16 protein-coding genes are annotated in these 18,594 nt (G+C 56.7%); 15 read left to right on the top strand and 1 reads right to left on the bottom strand.

Annotated features, from left to right (window positions below; genetic code table 11):
• The first annotated feature begins 19 nt into the window (after positions 1-19).
• The 4 genes from ubiI to gcvP all read left to right on the top strand — a co-directional run bounded on the left by ubiI (position 20) and on the right by gcvP (position 6,211).
• On the top strand, positions 20-1,246 hold the full coding sequence (gene ubiI, locus V2154_RS18300) for an FAD-dependent 2-octaprenylphenol hydroxylase (protein WP_353503342.1): 1,227 nt from the start codon (positions 20-22) through the stop codon (positions 1,244-1,246).
• 463 nt (positions 1,247-1,709) lie between these two features.
• Positions 1,710-2,804, top strand: a complete 1,095-nt coding sequence (gcvT, locus tag V2154_RS18295; RefSeq protein ID WP_185689255.1) for a glycine cleavage system aminomethyltransferase GcvT — start codon at positions 1,710-1,712, stop codon at positions 2,802-2,804.
• A gap of 42 nt (positions 2,805-2,846) precedes the next feature.
• Positions 2,847-3,233 (top strand): glycine cleavage system protein GcvH, encoded by a 387-nt coding sequence (gene gcvH / locus V2154_RS18290; RefSeq protein ID WP_185689256.1) that lies wholly within the window; start codon positions 2,847-2,849, stop codon positions 3,231-3,233.
• Between the two features lie 104 nt (positions 3,234-3,337).
• Positions 3,338-6,211, top strand: a complete 2,874-nt coding sequence (gene gcvP, locus V2154_RS18285; RefSeq protein ID WP_353503341.1) for an aminomethyl-transferring glycine dehydrogenase — start codon at positions 3,338-3,340, stop codon at positions 6,209-6,211.
• Between the two features lie 70 nt (positions 6,212-6,281).
• On the opposite strand, the gene V2154_RS18280 is transcribed toward gcvP, so the two are convergent.
• Positions 6,282-6,959, bottom strand: a complete 678-nt coding sequence (locus tag V2154_RS18280) for a GntR family transcriptional regulator (protein WP_353503340.1) — start codon at positions 6,957-6,959, stop codon at positions 6,282-6,284.
• Positions 6,960-7,095: 136 nt separating this feature from the next.
• Here V2154_RS18280 and V2154_RS18275 point away from each other — a divergent pair, with 136 nt between their 5' ends.
• The 11 genes from V2154_RS18275 to alsE all read left to right on the top strand — a co-directional run bounded on the left by V2154_RS18275 (position 7,096) and on the right by alsE (position 18,590).
• Positions 7,096-7,782 carry a DUF2848 domain-containing protein gene (locus V2154_RS18275; RefSeq protein ID WP_353503339.1) on the top strand — a complete coding sequence of 229 codons (687 nt, stop codon included), beginning with the start codon at positions 7,096-7,098 and terminating at the stop codon, positions 7,780-7,782.
• Positions 7,783-7,799: 17 nt separating this feature from the next.
• On the top strand, positions 7,800-9,149 hold the full coding sequence (locus V2154_RS18270) for an amidase (RefSeq protein ID WP_353503338.1): 1,350 nt from the start codon (positions 7,800-7,802) through the stop codon (positions 9,147-9,149).
• A gap of 13 nt (positions 9,150-9,162) precedes the next feature.
• Positions 9,163-9,828, top strand: a complete 666-nt coding sequence (locus V2154_RS18265; protein WP_353503337.1) for a hypothetical protein — start codon at positions 9,163-9,165, stop codon at positions 9,826-9,828.
• Entirely contained in the window at positions 9,825-11,156 is a 1,332-nt protein-coding gene (locus tag V2154_RS18260; protein WP_353503336.1) for an MFS transporter, read from the top strand. The genes V2154_RS18265 and V2154_RS18260 overlap by 4 nt, the downstream gene beginning before the upstream one ends.
• Before the next feature lie 506 nt (positions 11,157-11,662).
• Complete coding sequence (locus V2154_RS18255; RefSeq protein ID WP_353503335.1) at positions 11,663-12,037, top strand: helix-turn-helix domain-containing protein; 375 nt, start codon at positions 11,663-11,665, stop codon at positions 12,035-12,037.
• Positions 12,038-12,377: 340 nt separating this feature from the next.
• Entirely contained in the window at positions 12,378-13,208 is an 831-nt protein-coding gene (locus tag V2154_RS18250) for a DeoR/GlpR family DNA-binding transcription regulator (protein ID WP_353503334.1), read from the top strand.
• A gap of 58 nt (positions 13,209-13,266) precedes the next feature.
• Positions 13,267-14,253 (top strand): substrate-binding domain-containing protein, encoded by a 987-nt coding sequence (locus V2154_RS18245; RefSeq protein ID WP_185689259.1) that lies wholly within the window; start codon positions 13,267-13,269, stop codon positions 14,251-14,253.
• A gap of 2 nt (positions 14,254-14,255) precedes the next feature.
• A complete protein-coding gene (locus V2154_RS18240; protein WP_034792984.1) occupies positions 14,256-15,788 on the top strand; it encodes a sugar ABC transporter ATP-binding protein in 1,533 nt (510 codons plus the stop codon).
• Complete coding sequence (locus tag V2154_RS18235; protein ID WP_278881252.1) at positions 15,781-16,770, top strand: ABC transporter permease; 990 nt, start codon at positions 15,781-15,783, stop codon at positions 16,768-16,770. Before V2154_RS18240 ends, V2154_RS18235 begins: the two co-directional genes overlap by 8 nt.
• Before the next feature lie 37 nt (positions 16,771-16,807).
• Complete coding sequence (locus tag V2154_RS18230; RefSeq protein ID WP_437342040.1) at positions 16,808-17,848, top strand: ABC transporter permease; 1,041 nt, start codon at positions 16,808-16,810, stop codon at positions 17,846-17,848.
• Positions 17,849-17,909: 61 nt separating this feature from the next.
• A complete protein-coding gene (gene alsE / locus V2154_RS18225) occupies positions 17,910-18,590 on the top strand; it encodes a D-allulose 6-phosphate 3-epimerase (protein ID WP_100936917.1) in 681 nt (226 codons plus the stop codon).
• Positions 18,591-18,594: the final 4 nt, after the last annotated feature.

The raw sequence follows: 18,594 nt of genomic DNA, 5'->3' as shown, positions 1-18,594 counted from the left end.
TCTTCCCACAGGAAAATTTATGCAATCTTTTGATGTAGTTATCGCCGGTGGCGGCATGGTTGGCCTAGCGCTGGCCTGTGGGTTACAGGGCAGCGGCCTGCGCGTTGCCGTGGTGGACAGCCACCAACCCGATCTCGACTCTCCTCTGCCAGCAGCGCCGGGTCTGCGCGTGTCGGCCATTAACGCCGCCAGCGAGCGCCTGCTGAAATATATCGGCGTATGGGACAACATCACCGCCCAGCGCGTCAATGCCTATCAAGGCATGGAAGTGTGGGACCGCGACAGCTTCGGGAAAATTGCTTTTCGTGGCGAAGAGTATGGTTTCAGCCACTTGGGGCACATCATTGAAAACGACGTGATCCTGCGCGCCCTGTGGCAAAAAGCCGAGCACTCCTCTGACATCACTTTGCTCTGCCCGGCGACCTTGAAAAACGTGGCCTGGGGCGAAAACGACGCCTTTATTACCTTGAACGATGACCGCCAGCTCAGCGCCCGCCTAGTGGTTGGCGCGGACGGCGCGCAGTCCTGGCTGCGCCAGCATGCGGATATCCCGCTGACCTTCTGGGACTACCGCCACCATGCGCTGGTCGCCACTATTCGCACCGCCGAGCCTCACCAGTCGGTGGCGCGGCAGGTGTTTCATGGCGAAGGCATTCTGGCATTCCTGCCGCTGGCTGACCCGCACTTGTGTTCCATCGTGTGGTCGGTTTCTCCGGAAGAGGCCCAGCGTCTGTCGGCGTTGTCCAAGGAAGCCTTTAATAAAGTGCTCGCCAGCACTTTCGACCTGCGTCTGGGGCTGTGTTCCGTTGAAAGCGAACGTTTGACCTTCCCACTGACCGGCCGCTACGCGCGCAGCTTTGCCGCCCAGCGTCTGGCGCTGGTGGGCGACGCTGCGCACACCGTACATCCGCTAGCCGGGCAGGGGGTGAACCTTGGCTTTATGGATGCCGCCGAATTGGCGTCTGAAATCAGGCGTTTACAGCGCGCGGGCAAAGACTTCGGCCAGCACATGTATCTTCGCCGCTACGAGCGCCGCCGCAAACACAGCGCCGCGCTGATGTTGGCGGGCATGCAGGGCTTCCGTGAACTGTTCAATGGCGATAACCCGGCGAAAAAATTGCTGCGCGACATCGGCCTGACGCTGGCGGACTCCCTGCCGGGCGTGAAGCCAAAACTGGTGCGTCAGGCAATGGGACTGAATGATTTACCCGAATGGCTGGAGCAGGATCCTGTTCGATTGAAATAATCTAATTTCAGCACCTTTTTCCCATTACTTTTTATAATGCGAGGCCGGATATCCCATTCTGCAAATGGTGAGATATCCGGCCTCTTCGTTATATAACATCGAGATTTTTGTGGTTCATTTGTAGATTTTGCGCCATAAACCCCATTTTTCTAGTCAGAAACTCTGCACAATACTCCTCGCTTATCCCTGCTGTTTCTCCAGATACTGATATTTTAACTTATGGTTAGCAGGGGGATTCGGTGATAAGTTCGACCTATAGGATAACGTTTGCGTCACCCTGTGATCCTTCACGCTATTTTGGCGTTGGCTGCTCTTATTCGGCCCAGTCACATACTTGAGTAAGCTTTTAAGACTCGCTCAGTTGCCGCCTTGATACAGCGCGAATGATTTAGGGGAAACGAGAGCAATTTATATTCCGATATTCCGACTTCGTTTTTGCATTCGCAGGTTAATGAGGATCAAGATGGTTAAGCAGACTCAGCTTTATGAACAACACGTGGCGTGCGGTGCGCGCATGGTGGATTTCCACGGTTGGATGATGCCGTTGCACTACGGCTCACAGCTTGATGAGCACCACGCGGTGCGTCAGGACGCTGGCATGTTCGACGTCTCCCACATGACGATTGTTGATCTGCACGGCGCCCGCACTCGTGAATTCTTGCGCTATCTGGTGGCCAACGACGTCGCCAAACTGACCGTCCCCGGCAAAGCGCTTTATACCGGCATGCTTAACGCCTCCGGCGGCGTGATTGACGACCTGATTATCTACTTCTTCACTGAAGACTATTTCCGCCTGGTGGTGAACTCTGCCACGCGCGACAAAGATCTGGCATGGATTTCGCAGCATGCAGAAGCCTATGGCGTTGAAGTCACCGTGCGCGATGATCTGGCGCTGATCGCCGTCCAAGGCCCGCAGGCCAAAGAACGCGCTGGCACGCTGTTCACTGAAGAGCAAAAACAAGCCGTCGCTGGAATGAAACCTTTCTTCGGCGTGCAAGCCGGTGACCTGTTTATCGCTACCACCGGCTACACCGGCGAAGCGGGCTACGAAATTGCCGTGAAGCAAGAACAAGCCGCTGACCTGTGGCAGAAACTGCTGAAGGCTGGCGTCAAGCCTGCCGGGCTGGGGGCGCGCGATACCCTGCGTCTGGAAGCCGGCATGAACTTATACGGTCAGGAGATGGATGAGGGCGTTTCTCCATTGGCGGCCAACATGGGCTGGACCATCGCCTGGGCGCCGGAAGATCGCGATTTCATCGGCCGCGCCGCGCTGGAAAAACAGCGTGAGCAGGGGACCGAAGAACTGGTCGGATTGATCATGACCGAAAAAGGCGTATTACGTAATGAGCTGCCGGTGCGTTTCACCGACGCTGCGGGCAACCAGCAGGAAGGCGTTATCACCAGCGGCTCATTCTCACCGACTTTGGGTTACAGCATCGCGCTGGCTCGCGTTCCGGCTGGCATCGGCGAAAACGCCATCGTGCAAATCCGTAACCGCGAAATGCCAGTAAAAGTGACCAAACCTGGTTTTGTTCGTAACGGTAAGCCGTTGGTTTAATAACGAATTCATTAATACCTGAAAATTTTTGGAGATTCTTTCATGAGCAATGTTCCATCAGAATTGAAATACGCCGCGTCGCACGAATGGGTTCGTTCAGAGGGTAACGGCGTTTACACCGTAGGCATTACCGAACACGCGCAAGAATTGCTGGGCGACATGGTTTTCGTCGACCTGCCAGAAGTGGGCCGCGAAGTGACGGCCGGTGAAGACTGCGCCGTTGCCGAGTCGGTTAAGGCGGCGTCTGACATCTATTCCCCAATCAGCGGCGAAATTATTGCCGTTAACTCTGAGCTGGAAGGCTCACCTGAACTGGTGAATAGCGCGCCCTACGGCGACGGTTTCCTGTTCCAGATTAAAGCCTCTGACGAAAGTGAAATCGCTAAGTTACTCAGCGCTGACGCCTATCTTTCAGGTATCGACGAGTAATGATGTGCTGCCCCGTAAGCCGTTTACGGGGCAGGTTTAGTCCCCGCTTGCCCGTTATCGGTTGTCCTTCGACACCACCATGCAGATTCAGGAATGCGTAGCAAATGACTCAGACTCTCAGCCAACTCGAACACAGTGAATCCTTTATCGGCCGTCACATTGGCCCGTCTTCTCAGCAGCAACAACAGATGCTGGAGACGGTCGGTGCCGACTCGTTAAATGCCCTGATCCAGCAAATTGTGCCGGTGGACATCCAATTGCCGGGCCCGCCAGCCGTGGGTGATTCCGTTACCGAACATCAGGCACTGGCTGAGCTGAAAGCTATCGCCAGCCAGAATCAGCGCTACAAATCTTACATTGGTATGGGCTACAGCGCGGTGCTCACCCCGCCAGTTATCCTGCGCAACATGCTGGAAAATCCGGGCTGGTACACGGCGTATACCCCTTATCAACCAGAAGTTTCTCAGGGCCGTCTTGAAGCCTTGCTGAACTTCCAACAGTTGACCCTCGACCTGACGGGTCTGGACCTCGCGTCTGCTTCTCTGCTTGACGAAGCGACCGCCGCTGCCGAAGCCATGGCTCTTGCCAAACGCGCCAGCAAACTGAAGAACGCCAATCGCTTCTTCGTGGCTGACGACGTGCATCCGCAAACGCTGGACGTGGTTCGCACCCGCGCTGAAACCTTTGGTTTCGACATCATCGTGGATAAAGCCGAGAAAGTGCTCGAGCTGGAAGGCGTGTTCGGCGTGCTGCTGCAACAGGTGGGCACCACCGGGCAGGTTCACGACTATCGCGCACTGCTGGCAGAGCTGAAATCACGCAAAATCATCACCAGCGTTGCCGCCGACATTATGGCGTTAGTGCTGCTGGCCGCGCCGGGCGCGCAGGGCGCGGACGTGGTGTTCGGTTCCGCCCAGCGCTTCGGCGTGCCAATGGGCTACGGCGGCCCGCACGCGGCATTCTTTGCCTGCGTTGACGAATTCAAACGCTCCATGCCGGGCCGTATTATCGGCGTATCGCGCGACGCCGCGGGCAACACCGCGCTACGCATGGCGATGCAGACCCGCGAGCAGCATATTCGCCGCGAGAAAGCCAACTCCAACATCTGTACTTCGCAGGTTCTGTTGGCGAACATCGCCAGCCTGTACGCGGTATTCCACGGGCCTGTTGGCCTGAAACGTATTGCCAGCCGTATTCACCGTCTGACCGACATTCTGGCCGCTGGCCTGAAAAAAGGTGGCCTGACGCTGCGCCATGACACCTGGTTTGACACCTTAACGGTTGAAGTGAAAGACAAAGCCGCGACGCTGGAACGCGCCCTGAGCTTCGGCCTGAACCTGCGCACCGACATCCACGGCGCCGTGGGCATCACGCTGGACGAAGCTACTTCACGTGAAGATGTGCAAGTGCTGTTCGCCGCCCTGCTGGGTGACGATAACGGCCTGGACATCGATCAGCTTGATAAAGCCGTGAGCAGCGATAATGCCTCGATCCCTGCCGCTATGCAGCGCGTAGAGCCGATCCTGACTCACCCGGTGTTCAACCAATACCACAGCGAAACCGAGATGATGCGCTACATGCACCGTCTGGAGAAAAAGGATCTGGCGCTGAATCAGGCGATGATCCCGCTGGGTTCTTGCACCATGAAACTCAACGCCGCTGCCGAGATGATCCCAATCACCTGGCCTGAATTCTCCGAGCTGCACCCGTTCTGCCCGGTTGAACAAGCTGCGGGCTACCAGCAGATGATCGGCCAGCTCTCCCAGTGGCTGGTGCAGCTGACGGGCTACGACGCGGTTTGTATCCAACCAAACTCCGGCGCGCAGGGCGAATATGCTGGCCTGCTGGCTATCCGCCGTTACCACGAAAGTCGTAACGAAAGCGGCCGCCACATCTGCCTGATCCCAAGTTCTGCTCACGGCACCAACCCGGCATCGGCGCAAATGGCCAGCATGAGCGTGGTAGTGGTAGCTTGTGACAAGCAGGGCAACATTGATTTAAGCGACCTGCGCGAGAAAGCCGCTCAGGCCGGTGATGAGCTGTCGTGCATCATGGTGACCTACCCGTCTACCCACGGCGTGTATGAAGAAACCATCCGCGAAGTGTGCCAGATTGTTCACCAGTATGGCGGTCAGGTCTACCTCGACGGCGCGAACATGAACGCACAGGTGGGGATCACCACGCCGGGCTACATCGGCGCGGACGTTTCGCACCTTAACTTGCACAAAACCTTCTGTATCCCACACGGCGGTGGCGGCCCGGGCATGGGCCCAATCGGCGTGAAATCGCATCTGGCTCCGTTCGTTCCGGGTCACAGCGTGGTGCAGATTGACGGCGTACTGACTCAGAATGGCGCGGTTTCTGCGGCTCCGTTCGGTAGCGCTTCTATCCTGCCAATCAGCTGGATGTACATCCGCATGATGGGTGCGCAGGGGCTGAAGCAGGCAAGTCAGGTAGCGATTCTGAATGCCAACTACATCGCCACTCGCCTTAAAGATGCTTACCCAGTGCTGTACACCGGCCGCGACGGTCGCGTGGCGCACGAATGCATTCTGGATATCCGCCCGCTGAAAGAAAGCGTCGGTATCAGTGAAATGGATATTGCTAAGCGCTTGATTGACTTCGGTTTCCACGCGCCAACCATGTCATTCCCAGTGGCGGGTACGCTGATGGTTGAGCCAACCGAGTCTGAAAGCAAAGTGGAAATCGACCGTTTTGTTGATGCTCTGCTGGCGATCCGCGCTGAAATCGACCGCGTAGCTAAAGGCGAATGGCCGCTGGAAGACAACCCGCTGGTCAACGCGCCACACGTACAAGCCGAGCTGGTCAGCGAGTGGTCCCACCCGTACAGCCGCGAGCTGGCGGTATTCCCGGCGGGCAGCGACAACAAATACTGGCCGAGCGTGAAGCGTCTTGATGACGTTTACGGCGACAGAAACCTGTTCTGCTCCTGTGTACCGATGAGTGAATATGAGTAATTAGCCAAAAGCCGTTTTGCTCCTCTCCGGATAAAGGGGGGGAGCAAAAAAGCAATCAAAACAACGCCCTTCAACCCCGCAGCAAAGCATCCCTAAACGACAAAATATGCGCCTCGGCGGCAGCTGCGGCGGCGGCGGGATCTTGCGTTTCCAGCGCGGAAATAATGGCGCGATGCTCCTCGATAACCTCAATCATATGCCCCTCTTTCGACAGCGAACTGGCCCAGAAGCGTTGCGCTCTGGCGTGTAGCACGCTGAGGATATCCTTGAGCATCAGGTTTCCGGCGATCTCGGCCAGAAGCTGGTGAAAATGGTGGTCCAGCGACACCATGCGGTTGCGATCTCGCGCCTGCACGGCGATATTCATCTCTTCATTCACCGCCGTTAACGCCGCAATGTCCTGCTGGGAAACGTGCTTACAGGCCAACTTCATGCACAGCATCTCATTCGCGAGACGCACTTCGATCAGCTCCAGCGCATCATCAATCGACAGAGGGGAAACCATCACCCCTTTGCGCGGGATTATCTGCAATAAACCTTCATTGGCCAGCCGGTGGATCGCCTGATTAATCGGCGTGCGGCCCATTTCAAGCTCCGCCATCACCTGCGCGGTATTCAAATATTCACCCGGCTTATAGCTCAGAGTGACCAGCGCCTGCTTAAAACGACGATAAGCCAGCTCATTTTGCGATAAACCCGCGTCATCCAACGCCGGCTGTGGGCGGCTTTCTGCTGCAACAGATTTCACGCATAACTCCTGCGAAGGAAATTTTTAGACATTCTACACAAAATCATGGCACGGAAATCGCTTATTTAATAACTGAAGCTATAGTGAAATTTCACTGTGCTTTCTAATAAAACAGTTAATAAGCGAGCCTTAAAAGATGAAATTAACCTTTACCTTACCTGCAAACACTGGCGAAACCTCACTAAACGTTCAGATTGATCAACTGGTGATCGCTGGCTGGACCGGGCGCGATCACGATGCCATCTTGCACCATATCAGTGAACTTGAGGCGCTGGGCGTGCCCCGTCCGAGTGCAGTTCCCCTGTTTTATCGCGTCGCGACCAATCAGCTCACGCAAAGCGAAACTATCGAAGTGGTCGGCAGCGCCACGTCTGGCGAAGCCGAACCTTTTGTTTTCACTCACCAGGGCGAGCAGTTTGTTTCGCTGGCCTCCGATCATACCGATCGCGAGCTTGAAGCCCATAGCGTGGCGCTTTCCAAACAGATTTGCGTCAAGCCCGTCGCCCGCCAGGCATGGAAAATGGCCGATGTCGCCGATCACTGGGATCAACTGATCCTGCGCTCGTGGATCAAAGAAGAGGGCGAATTCCGCCTGTACCAAGAAGGCCGCTTGTCCAGCCTGCGTAAGCCCGATGACCTGCTGGGCCGCTATCTCGACGGCAGCGCCCAGCCGGAAAACGGGCTGGCGATGACCTGTGGCACGGTGGCGGCGATAGGTGGCATCCGTCCTGCAACGGAGTTCCGCATGGAGCTGGTGGATGAAGTGCTGGGCCGCACCATCAGCCATGCCTACCAAAGTGCTGAATTGCCGGTGGTGGCGTAATGACGAAGGAGTTGACGATGAAACAGCTCACCCTGAGTCAGGCGCTGCAACAGCTGGCGGCGCAGGAAACCTCCTCGCTGGCTTTGACCGAGGCGGCGTTAGCGCGCAGTGAAGACCCGCAGGGGGAAGGCGCGAAGGTCTTCACCCACGTTTATCATCAGCAAGCCTTGCAGCAGGCGGCGGCGTCCGACGCGCGTCGCAAAGCGGGCAAGCCGCTGTCCGCGCTGGATGGCATTCCAGTCTCCATCAAAGACTTGTTCGACGTGGCGGGCGAAAGCACTACGGCTGGCTCGAAAGTGCTGCGCGATGCCCCGGCAGCGGAGACGCATTCCGCCGTGGTCCAGAAGCTGTTGGACGCGGGCCTGGTGATCATCGGCAAAACCAATATGACCGAATTCGCCTACTCGGGGCTGGGGATCAACCCGCACTACGGCACCCCGGCTAACCCCTTTGATCGCGCCACGCGCCGCATTCCCGGCGGATCGTCTTCCGGCGCGGCGGTGTCGGTCAGCGACGGCATGTCGCTGGGGGCGATTGGCAGCGACACCGGCGGCTCGGTGCGCATTCCGGCAGCCTTCTGCGGCTTGACCGGCTACAAGCCGACGGCGCGACGCATCTCGCAACAAGGCGTACTGCCGCTGTCGGCGGCGCTGGACTCTATTGGCGTGATCGCCCATGACCTCGCCTCCTGTCTGGCACTGGACGGCGTGATTGCCGACTCGCCGGTGAAAACCAGTGAGAAATCTCTGGCGCGGGTGCGTTTTGCGATCCCGCAAACGCTGGTATTAGACGGCGTCGACGCCGACGTGCAGCGCGCCTTTACCCGCGCGGTTGAGAAGCTAAAGCAGGCGGGGGCGCAGGTTGAGGAGATCCCCTGCCATGAGTTCGCGGAGCTGGCGGAGATCAACGCCACCGGCGGCTTTACCGCGCTGGAGTCATGGGCGTGGCATCAGAAATATATCGAACAGCAGGGCGAGCAGTATGACCCGCGCGTGGTGTCGCGCATTCGCCGCGGCGCGGCGCTGGGGCTGGCGGACAGAGAGCGTCTGGAGCAGCAGCGCGCCGACTGGCAGCAGCGGGTGGCAAAAACCATCGGCCAGTTTGATGCCCTGCTGATGCCCACCGTGCCGATGATCGCCCCGAGCATCGCCGAACTGGCCGCCGACGATGAGACCTATTTCAAAGCTAACGGCGCGGCGCTGCGCAACCCTTCGGTGATCAACTTCCTCGATGGCTGCGCGGTTTCACTGCCTTGCCATCAGGCGGGAGAGGCGCCGGTAGGACTGATGGTGGCCGCGCTGTCCCAGCAGGATGACGCCTTGCTGAGCTGGTCACTGCAAATCGAACGCTGCCTCAAAGCCCAATAACAGGAGAAAAATCATGAGCACTTTACCTAATGGCATGCTGTTTGTTGCGACCAACGTCGCCGAGCAAGACGAAGCGGATTTCAACCAGTGGTATGACCGCGAGCACGTGGAAGAGCGCGTACGCATTGACGGTTTTTTGTCCGGCACGCGATATCAATTGATCGGCACTGCGGGACAAGGGCGCAAGTATCTGGGGCTGTATCAGACTGAATCTCTCAACAGCTTCTCAACCGACGCTTATCGCGCGGCCTTCACCCGCCAGACGCCTTGGTCCGTCGCCAGTCTGGATAAAATGGTTAACCCGATGCGCCGCGTTTGCGCCGTCGAAGCGGTGACTGGTTTTGGCAGCGGCAGCCATCTGGCGATCATCCCGCTGGCGTCTCATGTCGCGGGAGAAGCCCTGACGGCGCGCATTGCCCATCTGGGCGAAACCCTGTTTGCTCAGCCCGGTTTTATCCGCTCACGGCTGTTAACGCCGGATGTTTCACTCAGTTCCCCTTTACCCAAAGAGTCGGCAGAAGACCGCCCGATGATCCCCATGATGTTGATTGACAGCAGCAGCGCCGAGTTCTGCCAGAAACTGACTGAACTGGCATGTCAGGCTTTGCATATTCCCAATACTGAGGCGCTGCACTACGGTCTCAGCTGGCAACTTACCGCGCAGGAGTTGAAATCATGAGCCTTTCCACCACTGAAAATGCAGGAATCAAGGGCAGCACGCATCAGGCCGATACCACTCACAGCCCGCCGAAAACCGGACGTTTGGCGGCTGCCAGCTCAATCGGCACCGCCCTGGAGTGGTATGACTTCACGGTCTATAACATCATGGCGGCGCTGATTTTCAACCACGTCTTCTTCCCGTCGTTCGACCCGCTGGTCGGCACGATTTTGGCGTTTTCCACCTATGCCGTGGGCTATGTGTCGCGGCCGATTGGCGGCATGGTGTTCGGCCATCTCGGCGATGTGCTTGGACGGCGTTTCGTGCTGGTCACCACTCTGGTCATTATGGGCGTGACTACCGCGCTGATGGGCCTATTGCCGGGCTATGCGAGCTGGGGGATTTGGAGCCCGCTGCTGCTGGTGACGCTGCGTTTTGTGCAGGGTATCGCCCTCGGTGGCGAGTGGGCGGGGGCAGTATTGCTGTCGATGGAGCACGGCAAGTCGCACCAGCGCGGGCGCAACGCCTCTTTCGCGCAGGTCGGTCCCTCTTGCGGCACCTTAATCGGCACCGGGTTAATTACCCTGATCACCGTGCTGCTCTCTGCCGATGATTTCCAGAGCTGGGGCTGGCGTATTCCTTTCCTGCTGAGTCTGGTGCTGGTGTTCTTCGGCCTGTGGCTGCGTCGCGGTATTGGCGAAACGCCGGCATTTCTCAAGCTGGAGCAGAGTAAAAACACCACCCATACGCCGCTGAAAGAGGTGTTCACCCAGCATCCGCGTGCTCTGCTGATTGCCGGTGGTTCGCGCATTGGTTCTGACGTGCTTTACGCGCTGGTGGTGGTGTTTACCCTGACCTACGTCACCACGGTTCTGCATTTACCTCGCCCGCTGGCGCTGACCGCGACCATGCTCGGTGCGCTGGGGAATGCCGTGACGGTGCCGATGTTTGGCGCGCTGTCTGACCGTTTTGGCCGTCGCCCGGTGTATATCTTCGGCGCCGTGGCGGCGATGATCTGGGCGTTTGTGTTCTTCGTATTGCTCGACAGTACTCAGCCCGTGCTGATCTGTCTGGCGGTCATCGGCGGATTGCTGATTCACGCCATTATGTACGGCCCGCAGGCGGCGTTTGTCACCGAACAGTTCCCAACCCGCGTGCGCTACGCCGGTTCCTCTTTAGCCTACACGCTGGCAGGTATTCTCGGCGGCGGCTTTGCTCCACTTATCATCACCACGTTGTTTAAAGAGTACAACAGCACGTTGGCAATCTCGCTCTACGTCGCGCTGGCTCTGCTCATCACGCTGGTTTCAGTCTTCGCCGCCAAAGAGACGGCACACAAACCGCTATAAAATGAAAACACATCAATTGATCGACAGAACGGGGAAGGATCCCTGTTTTGCGATACCCCTCGACAAATATAAGTATTAATTTGATAATATAAGTATTGAGCCTTATATTTCCTTGCTTGGAAATGGAGAAGGTTTAAGGAATCTAAGGGAAATTATGGCGACTCTGAATTGGTCCATGAGGTCGATTAAAGAGCTTAAAAAGGATGTTCCAGCCAGCCAAAGGAAAAAAATAGTGAGCATGGTTGCCGAGTTAGCTGATTTTCCCCATGTGCGACCTAACCTCGACATCAAGCCCCTCTCTGGCGCGAATGGAAGGTACCGAATGCGCGTTGGGGAATACCGAGTCTTATTTATCGTGGTAAAAGGCACGCCAATTATTCTCACCATTGAGCATGTGCTAAGGCGAACGTCTAAAACCTATCAATAGCCAGCGCGAGAAAGGCTATGAAGCTACTTGGCAGCTACCTTACTACTTGAAATATAAGCCATACACCGGAGCCAAAATCATGAGAGGTATTCAATTTATTACCGACGAGCAGGGCGTTAAAGTGTCCGCCGTGGTGCCGATTAACGTGTTTGAGCGGTTGATTAAACAAGTGGATTTAGCGGCGTTGGCACCAGAATTATATCAGGCTGAGGGAGGGCAAAATGATGAACTCATTCCGCACGAGGTAGTTGAAATCATGGTCAATAAAGATGTGACTATCCAAGCCGCGTGGCGACTGCACCGTGGGATGACGCAAAAAGAAGTCGCGGCGAAGCTGGGCATAAAACAAGCCGCCGTATCGCAATTTGAAAAGTCAGATAACCCGCGCCCAGAGAACCTACTTCGGCTGGCTGAACTCTACGGCTGTCGCCCGACTCAATTGGTCATGAGCTAAATCACATTGCATGTAAAGAAGCCGCCCCTTTCGGGCGGTTTTTTTGTTTTCCCTCCCCAAAACGGTCATCCCCACATAAACGGTCACACTCGGTCATTTTTTATCACGAGGATTTGTGACCGTTTGCTGAAATCTTTTTGTCCGTTTGCAAACCCAAACGCGATTTATTGCCGTGAGCGCCACAGATCTGAAATTTAACATTTCATCTTTTCATCGATTTTTTTGACAACTATCACATGGTCAGCGCAGCGCAAAGAGTGCGCGGCCGCTTTTGAGGAAGCCCGCATTCCACATGCCGTGGTCTGCGTATCCTATTGAACATCGGGAAGAGGAAAAAACCATGCTGCCTGTAGAACGTCACCGCTTTATTACCGAAGTCCTTGCGCAGCGAGGGCGCGTGCTGGTTCAGGAAGTGGCTGAGCTTTGTCATATCTCGCTGGAAACCGCGCGTCGTGATTTGGCTCTGTTGGAAAAGCGTGGGTTATTGGTTCGCAGTCACGGCGGCGCGGTGTTTGTTGAACACCCTCATGGCGAGAAGCAGTACGTTCCGTCGCAGATTGAGCAAGGTGAGTCATTCCGCGACCGCAGCAATCAGGCTCCAGACAGCAAAACGCGGATTGCCAAACGCGCCTTGCAGTTCATCAATCCGGGAGACTGTTTGCTGCTCGACAGTAGCTCGACTAGCTGGTTTTTGGCGCGCCAACTGCCGGATATTCCGCTGGTGGTGTTGACCAACTCGCTGCACATCATTCAGGCGCTGGCGGCGAAAGCCAACGTTAGAACCATCGGCTTAGGCGGCGAATACTCGGCCAAGTATGAAGATTTTATCGGTGTTTACGCCGAACAGATGCTGAAAGAGTTCGTGATTAACAAATTGTTTTTCTCCTGTCACAGCATCAGCCATGACGGGGGGATCAGGGAAAGTAATGAGCACCATGCGCGATTAAAACAGCAAATGCTGCTCTCCTCAGAACACAAAATTTTGCTGGCGGATGCCAGCAAATTCGGCCGCAGCTCGTTTGCGCGGATATGCCACTACCGGGAAATAGACACACTGATCACCGACCATCTGGATGATGAAGAGTTTCGGCAGGAGCTGGCCTGGAGCAACGTCAATGTCATTGAAGTCGCCCCTTTACCCCTACAAAAGAAAACCAAAAAACAACCGTAGCGACTGGGCATGTTGCTCAACGACTGCGGCATAAATTGAACATCTGTGGAGAAACATCATGAAAAAGTCTGTACTGGCCTGTTTGTTTGCTTCAGCTCTGTTATCCGTTTCAGCCGCGCACGCCGCGGACAAAATTCGCATGGGCGTGGTGGTCAAAGTGGGCGGCAACGCCTGGTTCAACGCCATGGAAGTGGGTATCAAAAACGAAGCTGCCAAAGAGGGTATCGATGCGTGGCAGGTCGGCCCAACCAGCGATGACCCAGCCCTGCAGGTGCGTGCGATTGAAGACCTGATTGCGCAGAAGGTAGACATCATCGGCGTGGTGCCAAATGACGCCAAAGTGCTGGAGCCGGTGCTGAAACGCGCCCGAGATGCCGGGATCAAAGTCATTACCCACGAGTCACCGGATCAGAAATACGCTAACTGGGACTTCGAAATGGTCGATGCCACCCAGCTCGGCGTGAGCCACATGGTGGCGCTGGCGAAATGCATGAAAGAGACCGGCGATTACGCGGTTTACGTCGGCAGCCTGACCGTGCCTCTGCACCAGAAATGGGCCGATGCGGCGGTCAATTACCAGAAAGAGCACTATCCGAATATGCATCAGGTCGGCGACAAGTTTGGCGTCGGCGAATCCCTCGATGACACCATCCGCACCACCAATGACCTGATGTCCAAAGACCAGAACCTGAAAGGCATTCTGGCGATTGGCTCCCAAGGTCCAATCGGTGCCGGACGCGCGGTGCAAAACCGTGGCAAAAACGGCGACATCTGCGTCTTCGGCCCGTTCAGCCCAGGTCAGGGTGCATCACTGGTTAAAAGCGGTGCCATTAACGGCGGCTACATCTGGAACCCAATGGTGGCCGGTGAAGTCTTCGTGCGCGTCGCGGGCATGATCTCCAAAGGCACGCCGATCACTGACGGCATGGAAATCGACGGCATGGGCAAAGTGAAGGTGGATGAAGCCACTCACACCATCCTCGGTAACAAAACCGAAAGTCTCGACAAGGCGAACCTGCCAAAACTGGTGAAAATGGGGCTGTAATGATGGCGATCTCCGAGACATTTGATACCCAAACGATGCCGCTGATTGATGTGCAGAATCTGTCGGTGACCTTTGGCGGTCAGCGTGCATTGAATGATATTTCACTACAGCTGATGCCCGGCGAAGTTCACTGTCTGGCGGGCACCAATGGCTGTGGCAAAAGCACGTTGATCAAGATTATCTCGGGGGTCTACCAGCCGGACAACGGTTGCAGCATCACCCTCGCGGATAAAAATTTTAACCCGCAAACCTTCAGCCGCCTTAGCCCGGAGCAGGCGCGCAGCTTTGGGGTTCAGGTGATTTATCAGGACCTGTCGCTGTTCCCCAATCTGAGCGTGGCGGAGAACATTGCCTTCGACCACAACCTGCACGGGCTGATGGGCTGGTATCGCCCGTCACGCCTGCGCGACACCGCCAAACGCATTCTCAGCGAGCTGAATTACCAGCTGGATGTGGACGCCAAAGTGGCGTCGCTGCCGATTGCCCAGCGCCAGCAGGTGGCTATCTGCCGCGCGCTGGTGGCCGATGCGCGGCTGGTGATTATGGATGAGCCGACGGCGTCTTTGACGCGCACCGAGGTCAACCAACTGCTGCGCACCGTGCATTACCTAAAAAGCAAAGGCATCAGCGTGGTGTTCGTCAGCCACCGACTGGACGAAGTGCTGGAGATTTCCGACAGCGTGACGGTTATCCGTGACGGCAAGCGCGTGGGCACTTACCCGGCCTCTGAAGTCAGCAGCGAACGCCTGACCGAGCTGATGACCGGCCTAAAACTCGACTATCGCCTGAAAGCCGCTAACCAGAATGACCAGCGCATCATGCTGGAGCTGGACAAGCTGAGCCGCGAAGGCCAGTACCACGACGTCAGCCTCAAACTGCACGCGGGCGAAGTGCTCGGCCTGTGCGGGCTGCTCGGCTCCGGGCGCACCGAGCTAGCGTTAAGCTTATTTGGCATGACCAAGCCGGACAGCGGCAAAATCTATCTCGACAGCAAACCGGTGCGTTTTCGCGGCCATGAAGATGCCATTAAGTCTGGCATTGGTTATGTCTCGGAAGACCGCCTGACGCTGGGGCTGATTCAGCAGCAGTCGGTGGGGGACAACACCGTGCTGGCGATCATGGATCAGCTGCGCAGCCGTTTTCATCTGATCGACGAATACCGCAAAAACAAAATTATCCAACAGTGGATCGAAAAGCTGGGGGTCAAGGTCGCCAGTCCGGATCAGGCCATTTCCACGCTGTCAGGCGGCAACCAGCAAAAGATCGTTCTGGCGAAATGGGTGCTGACTCAGCCGAAGATCTTGATCCTCGATTCTCCCACCGTCGGCGTGGATGTTGGGGCCAAAGCCAGTATTTATCAGTTGATCCACCAACTGGCGGAAGAGGGGATCTCCATCCTGCTGATTTCGGATGAAGTGCCGGAAGTCTACTTCAACTGTGACCGGGTGCTGCACTTCAGCGAAGGCACGGTGAAAGGCGAATACCTGCCCGCCAATATCAGCCAACAACAACTTGCGGAGGCGGTGAATGCTTAATCTCAACCGTTTACGCCCGTCCACCAACGAAGGCTATCTGGCCTGGGTGCTGGTCGTGGTGATCGTCACCTTCTCGCTGCTGACTAACCAGTTTTTGACCCTGCAAAACCTGCTGGACCTGTCTGAAAGCTACGCCGTCAGCGGCATTTTCGCCCTCGGGCTGTTTGTGGTGCTGGTCACAGGTGGGATCGACATCTCCTTCGCCGCCGTGGCCTCGGTGGTGCAATACACCATCGCCACGCTGGCGATCCACTACGGCCTCGCCAGCCCAACCGGCACGATTTTACTGGCGATCGCCATCGGCTCCGTCTTCGGCATGATCAACGCCATTCTGATCTACTGCCTGCGCATCGTGTCGATCATCGTCACCATCAGCATGCAGTCGCTGCTGTTCGGCATGCTGATGTGGCTGACCAATGGCACCAGCCTGTATGACTTGCCGGACTGGCTGGTGACGCCGCTCAAGGTGCTGCCGTTCAGCGTCGGCACTCAACACTATCAGATTGGTTTGCCGCTGGTAGTGATGCTGGCGGTCGCGGCGCTGACTTGGGTGCTGCTGAATAAAACCCATCTTGGTCGCCAGCTGTTTGCCGTCGGCGGCGATCAGGAATCTGCGCGGCGCATTGGTATTCGCGTCGGTGTACTGCACCTGTTCGCTTACGGCTATCTCGGCGCAATGGCGGCGATTGGCGGACTGGTTCAGGTTTATCGCGTGGGGGAAGTGGTGCCTAACGCGCTGGTCGGCGGCGAGCTGGACGTTTTGGCGGCGGCCGTTCTTGGCGGAGCCAGCCTGAATGGCGGCAAAGGCAGCGTGGTCGGAACCTTGATGGGCGTGTTCCTGATTGGAATTCTAAAGAACGGCCTGAATCTGATTGGCGTCTCCAACTACTTCATGAACATCGTTATCGGCGTGGTGATCGTGGTGGCTATCACCGTCACTCACTACAAAAAACGCAAAGAAACCGATGTCGGCTTCGCGTAAGGAATCTGCAATGTTAACCAAAACCAAGAGCCTAAAAATGAAGTCCGGCGGCGCGGGCCCGCGCTTCAAATTTGATAACACCACGCTGGGCCTGAGCCTGCTGCTGGTGGTGGTGATTGTCGGTTTCAGTCTGGCGATGCCCGGCCGTTTTTTCAGCAACTCTACCTTTATGAGTGTGGCTTTCCAGTTGCCGGAGCTGGGCCTGCTGACGCTGGCGATGTTCATCCCAATCCTCAGCGGCGGCCTTAATCTGTGCATTATCGCCACTTCCAACCTGACCAGCTTACTGATGGCGTGGGTGTTTCTGACCTACCTGCCGCCGGACGCTAGCCTCGGCCTACAGGCCGTCTGGCTGACGCTGGCGCTGGCCGGCGCGATGGTGCTGGCGATTGCCATCGGCATGCTGACCGGCGCGCTGGTGGCCTATGTCGGCGCGCACCCGATTTTAGTGACGCTGGCGACCATGACCATGGTTAACGGCATTGGTATCTATTTGTCACGCGGCGCGGCGATCAGCGGCATGCCGGACATCGTGCGCTACATCGGCGCGGATACCCTGCTGGGCATTCCGGTGCCGCTGATCATCTTCTTAGTCACGGCGGTGCTGATCGCGGTGTTCCTCGAACGTACCCGCCTGGGCAAATACATCTACATGAGCGGCAGCAACATCAACGCCACCCATTTCAGCGGCGTCAATACCCACCGCGTGCTGATCGCCATCTACGTGCTGTCGAGCATGCTCTGCGTGATTGCCGGGTTAGTGATGATGGCGCGCTTCAACTCGGCGCGCATGGGCTACGGCGACTCCTACCTGCTGCTCACCGTGCTGGCGATTATTTTGGGTGGCACCGACCCCTTCGGCGGCTTCGGGCGAGTGACCGGCGTGGTGCTGTCACTGGTTGTGCTACAGGTGATTTCCACCGGCCTCAATCTGTTGAACGTCAGCCCGCACTTCAGTCTGGCGATGTGGGGCGCGGTGCTGATTGTGGTGCTCGGCCTGAAGTTCTTCCGCAATCGCTATATGCAGAAAAGAGCAGGGCGGATGAGCGCCGCGAAGGCCCGAGCCGCCGCGCCTTAGACCTTATTTTTAATGACTTAACGACACGCATTTTCAATCTCTCTGAACCCAGGAACAGACTATGGAATACAAAATCTCCCCGTCGCTGATGTGCATGAGCCTGATCGACATTAAGCAGCAACTGGCGGTGCTGAACCGCCGCGCTGACATGCTGCACATCGACATCATGGATGGTCACTATGTGAAAAATATCACCCTGTCGCCGTTCTTTATCGAGCAGATCCGCCCGCACACGCCGCTGGTGCTCGACGTACACATGATGGTGGAAAACCCGACCGATTTTATTGAGCCGATTGCTAAAGCCGGAGCGGATTACATCTGCCCGCATGCCGAAACCATCAACCGCGACGCCTTCCGGGTGATCAATCAGATTCGCTCGCTGGGTAAAAAAGTGGGCGTGGTGCTTAACCCGGCCACCCCGGTGGAGTTTATCCAGCACTACATTCACCTGTTGGACAAAATCACCGTGATGACGGTGGATCCGGGGTATGCGGGTCAGCCGTTCATCCCTGAAATGCTGCATAAAATCGCTCAACTGCGCGATCTCAAGCAGCAGAAGAACTATCGCTATCTGATCGAAATCGACGGATCCTGCAACGTGAATACCTATCAGGATCTGATGGGCGCGGGGGCTGAAGTGCTGATCGTCGGCAGCTCCGGTCTGTTCAATCTGGATAAGGATTTGGACAGTGCGTGGGACAAAATGCTCGACCAGATGCGTCAGGCGCGTCAAGCGGCCTAAGGGC

It is taken from the genome of Ewingella sp. CoE-038-23 (genome assembly GCF_040419245.1).
GTDB lineage: Bacteria > Pseudomonadota > Gammaproteobacteria > Enterobacterales > Enterobacteriaceae > Ewingella > Ewingella allii.
Note: the sequence above shows the minus strand (reverse complement) of the source record. Positions and strands in the feature narration are given on the sequence as shown.

Excerpts from the sequence above, each read along its gene's own strand:
- ubiI (WP_353503342.1), top strand. The coding sequence starts at position 20 with ATGCAATCTTTTGATGTAGTTATCGCCGGTGGCGGCATGGTTGGCCTA.
- gcvT (WP_185689255.1), top strand. The coding sequence starts at position 1,710 with ATGGTTAAGCAGACTCAGCTTTATGAACAACACGTGGCGTGCGGTGCG.
- gcvH (WP_185689256.1), top strand. The coding sequence starts at position 2,847 with ATGAGCAATGTTCCATCAGAATTGAAATACGCCGCGTCGCACGAATGG.
- gcvP (WP_353503341.1), top strand. The coding sequence starts at position 3,338 with ATGACTCAGACTCTCAGCCAACTCGAACACAGTGAATCCTTTATCGGC.
- V2154_RS18275 (WP_353503339.1), top strand. The coding sequence starts at position 7,096 with ATGAAATTAACCTTTACCTTACCTGCAAACACTGGCGAAACCTCACTA.
- V2154_RS18270 (WP_353503338.1), top strand. The coding sequence starts at position 7,800 with ATGAAACAGCTCACCCTGAGTCAGGCGCTGCAACAGCTGGCGGCGCAG.
- V2154_RS18265 (WP_353503337.1), top strand. The coding sequence starts at position 9,163 with ATGAGCACTTTACCTAATGGCATGCTGTTTGTTGCGACCAACGTCGCC.
- V2154_RS18260 (WP_353503336.1), top strand. The coding sequence starts at position 9,825 with ATGAGCCTTTCCACCACTGAAAATGCAGGAATCAAGGGCAGCACGCAT.
- V2154_RS18255 (WP_353503335.1), top strand. The coding sequence starts at position 11,663 with ATGAGAGGTATTCAATTTATTACCGACGAGCAGGGCGTTAAAGTGTCC.
- V2154_RS18250 (WP_353503334.1), top strand. The coding sequence starts at position 12,378 with ATGCTGCCTGTAGAACGTCACCGCTTTATTACCGAAGTCCTTGCGCAG.
- V2154_RS18245 (WP_185689259.1), top strand. The coding sequence starts at position 13,267 with ATGAAAAAGTCTGTACTGGCCTGTTTGTTTGCTTCAGCTCTGTTATCC.
- V2154_RS18240 (WP_034792984.1), top strand. The coding sequence starts at position 14,256 with ATGGCGATCTCCGAGACATTTGATACCCAAACGATGCCGCTGATTGAT.
- V2154_RS18235 (WP_278881252.1), top strand. The coding sequence starts at position 15,781 with ATGCTTAATCTCAACCGTTTACGCCCGTCCACCAACGAAGGCTATCTG.
- V2154_RS18230 (WP_437342040.1), top strand. The coding sequence starts at position 16,808 with ATGAAGTCCGGCGGCGCGGGCCCGCGCTTCAAATTTGATAACACCACG.
- alsE (WP_100936917.1), top strand. The coding sequence starts at position 17,910 with ATGGAATACAAAATCTCCCCGTCGCTGATGTGCATGAGCCTGATCGAC.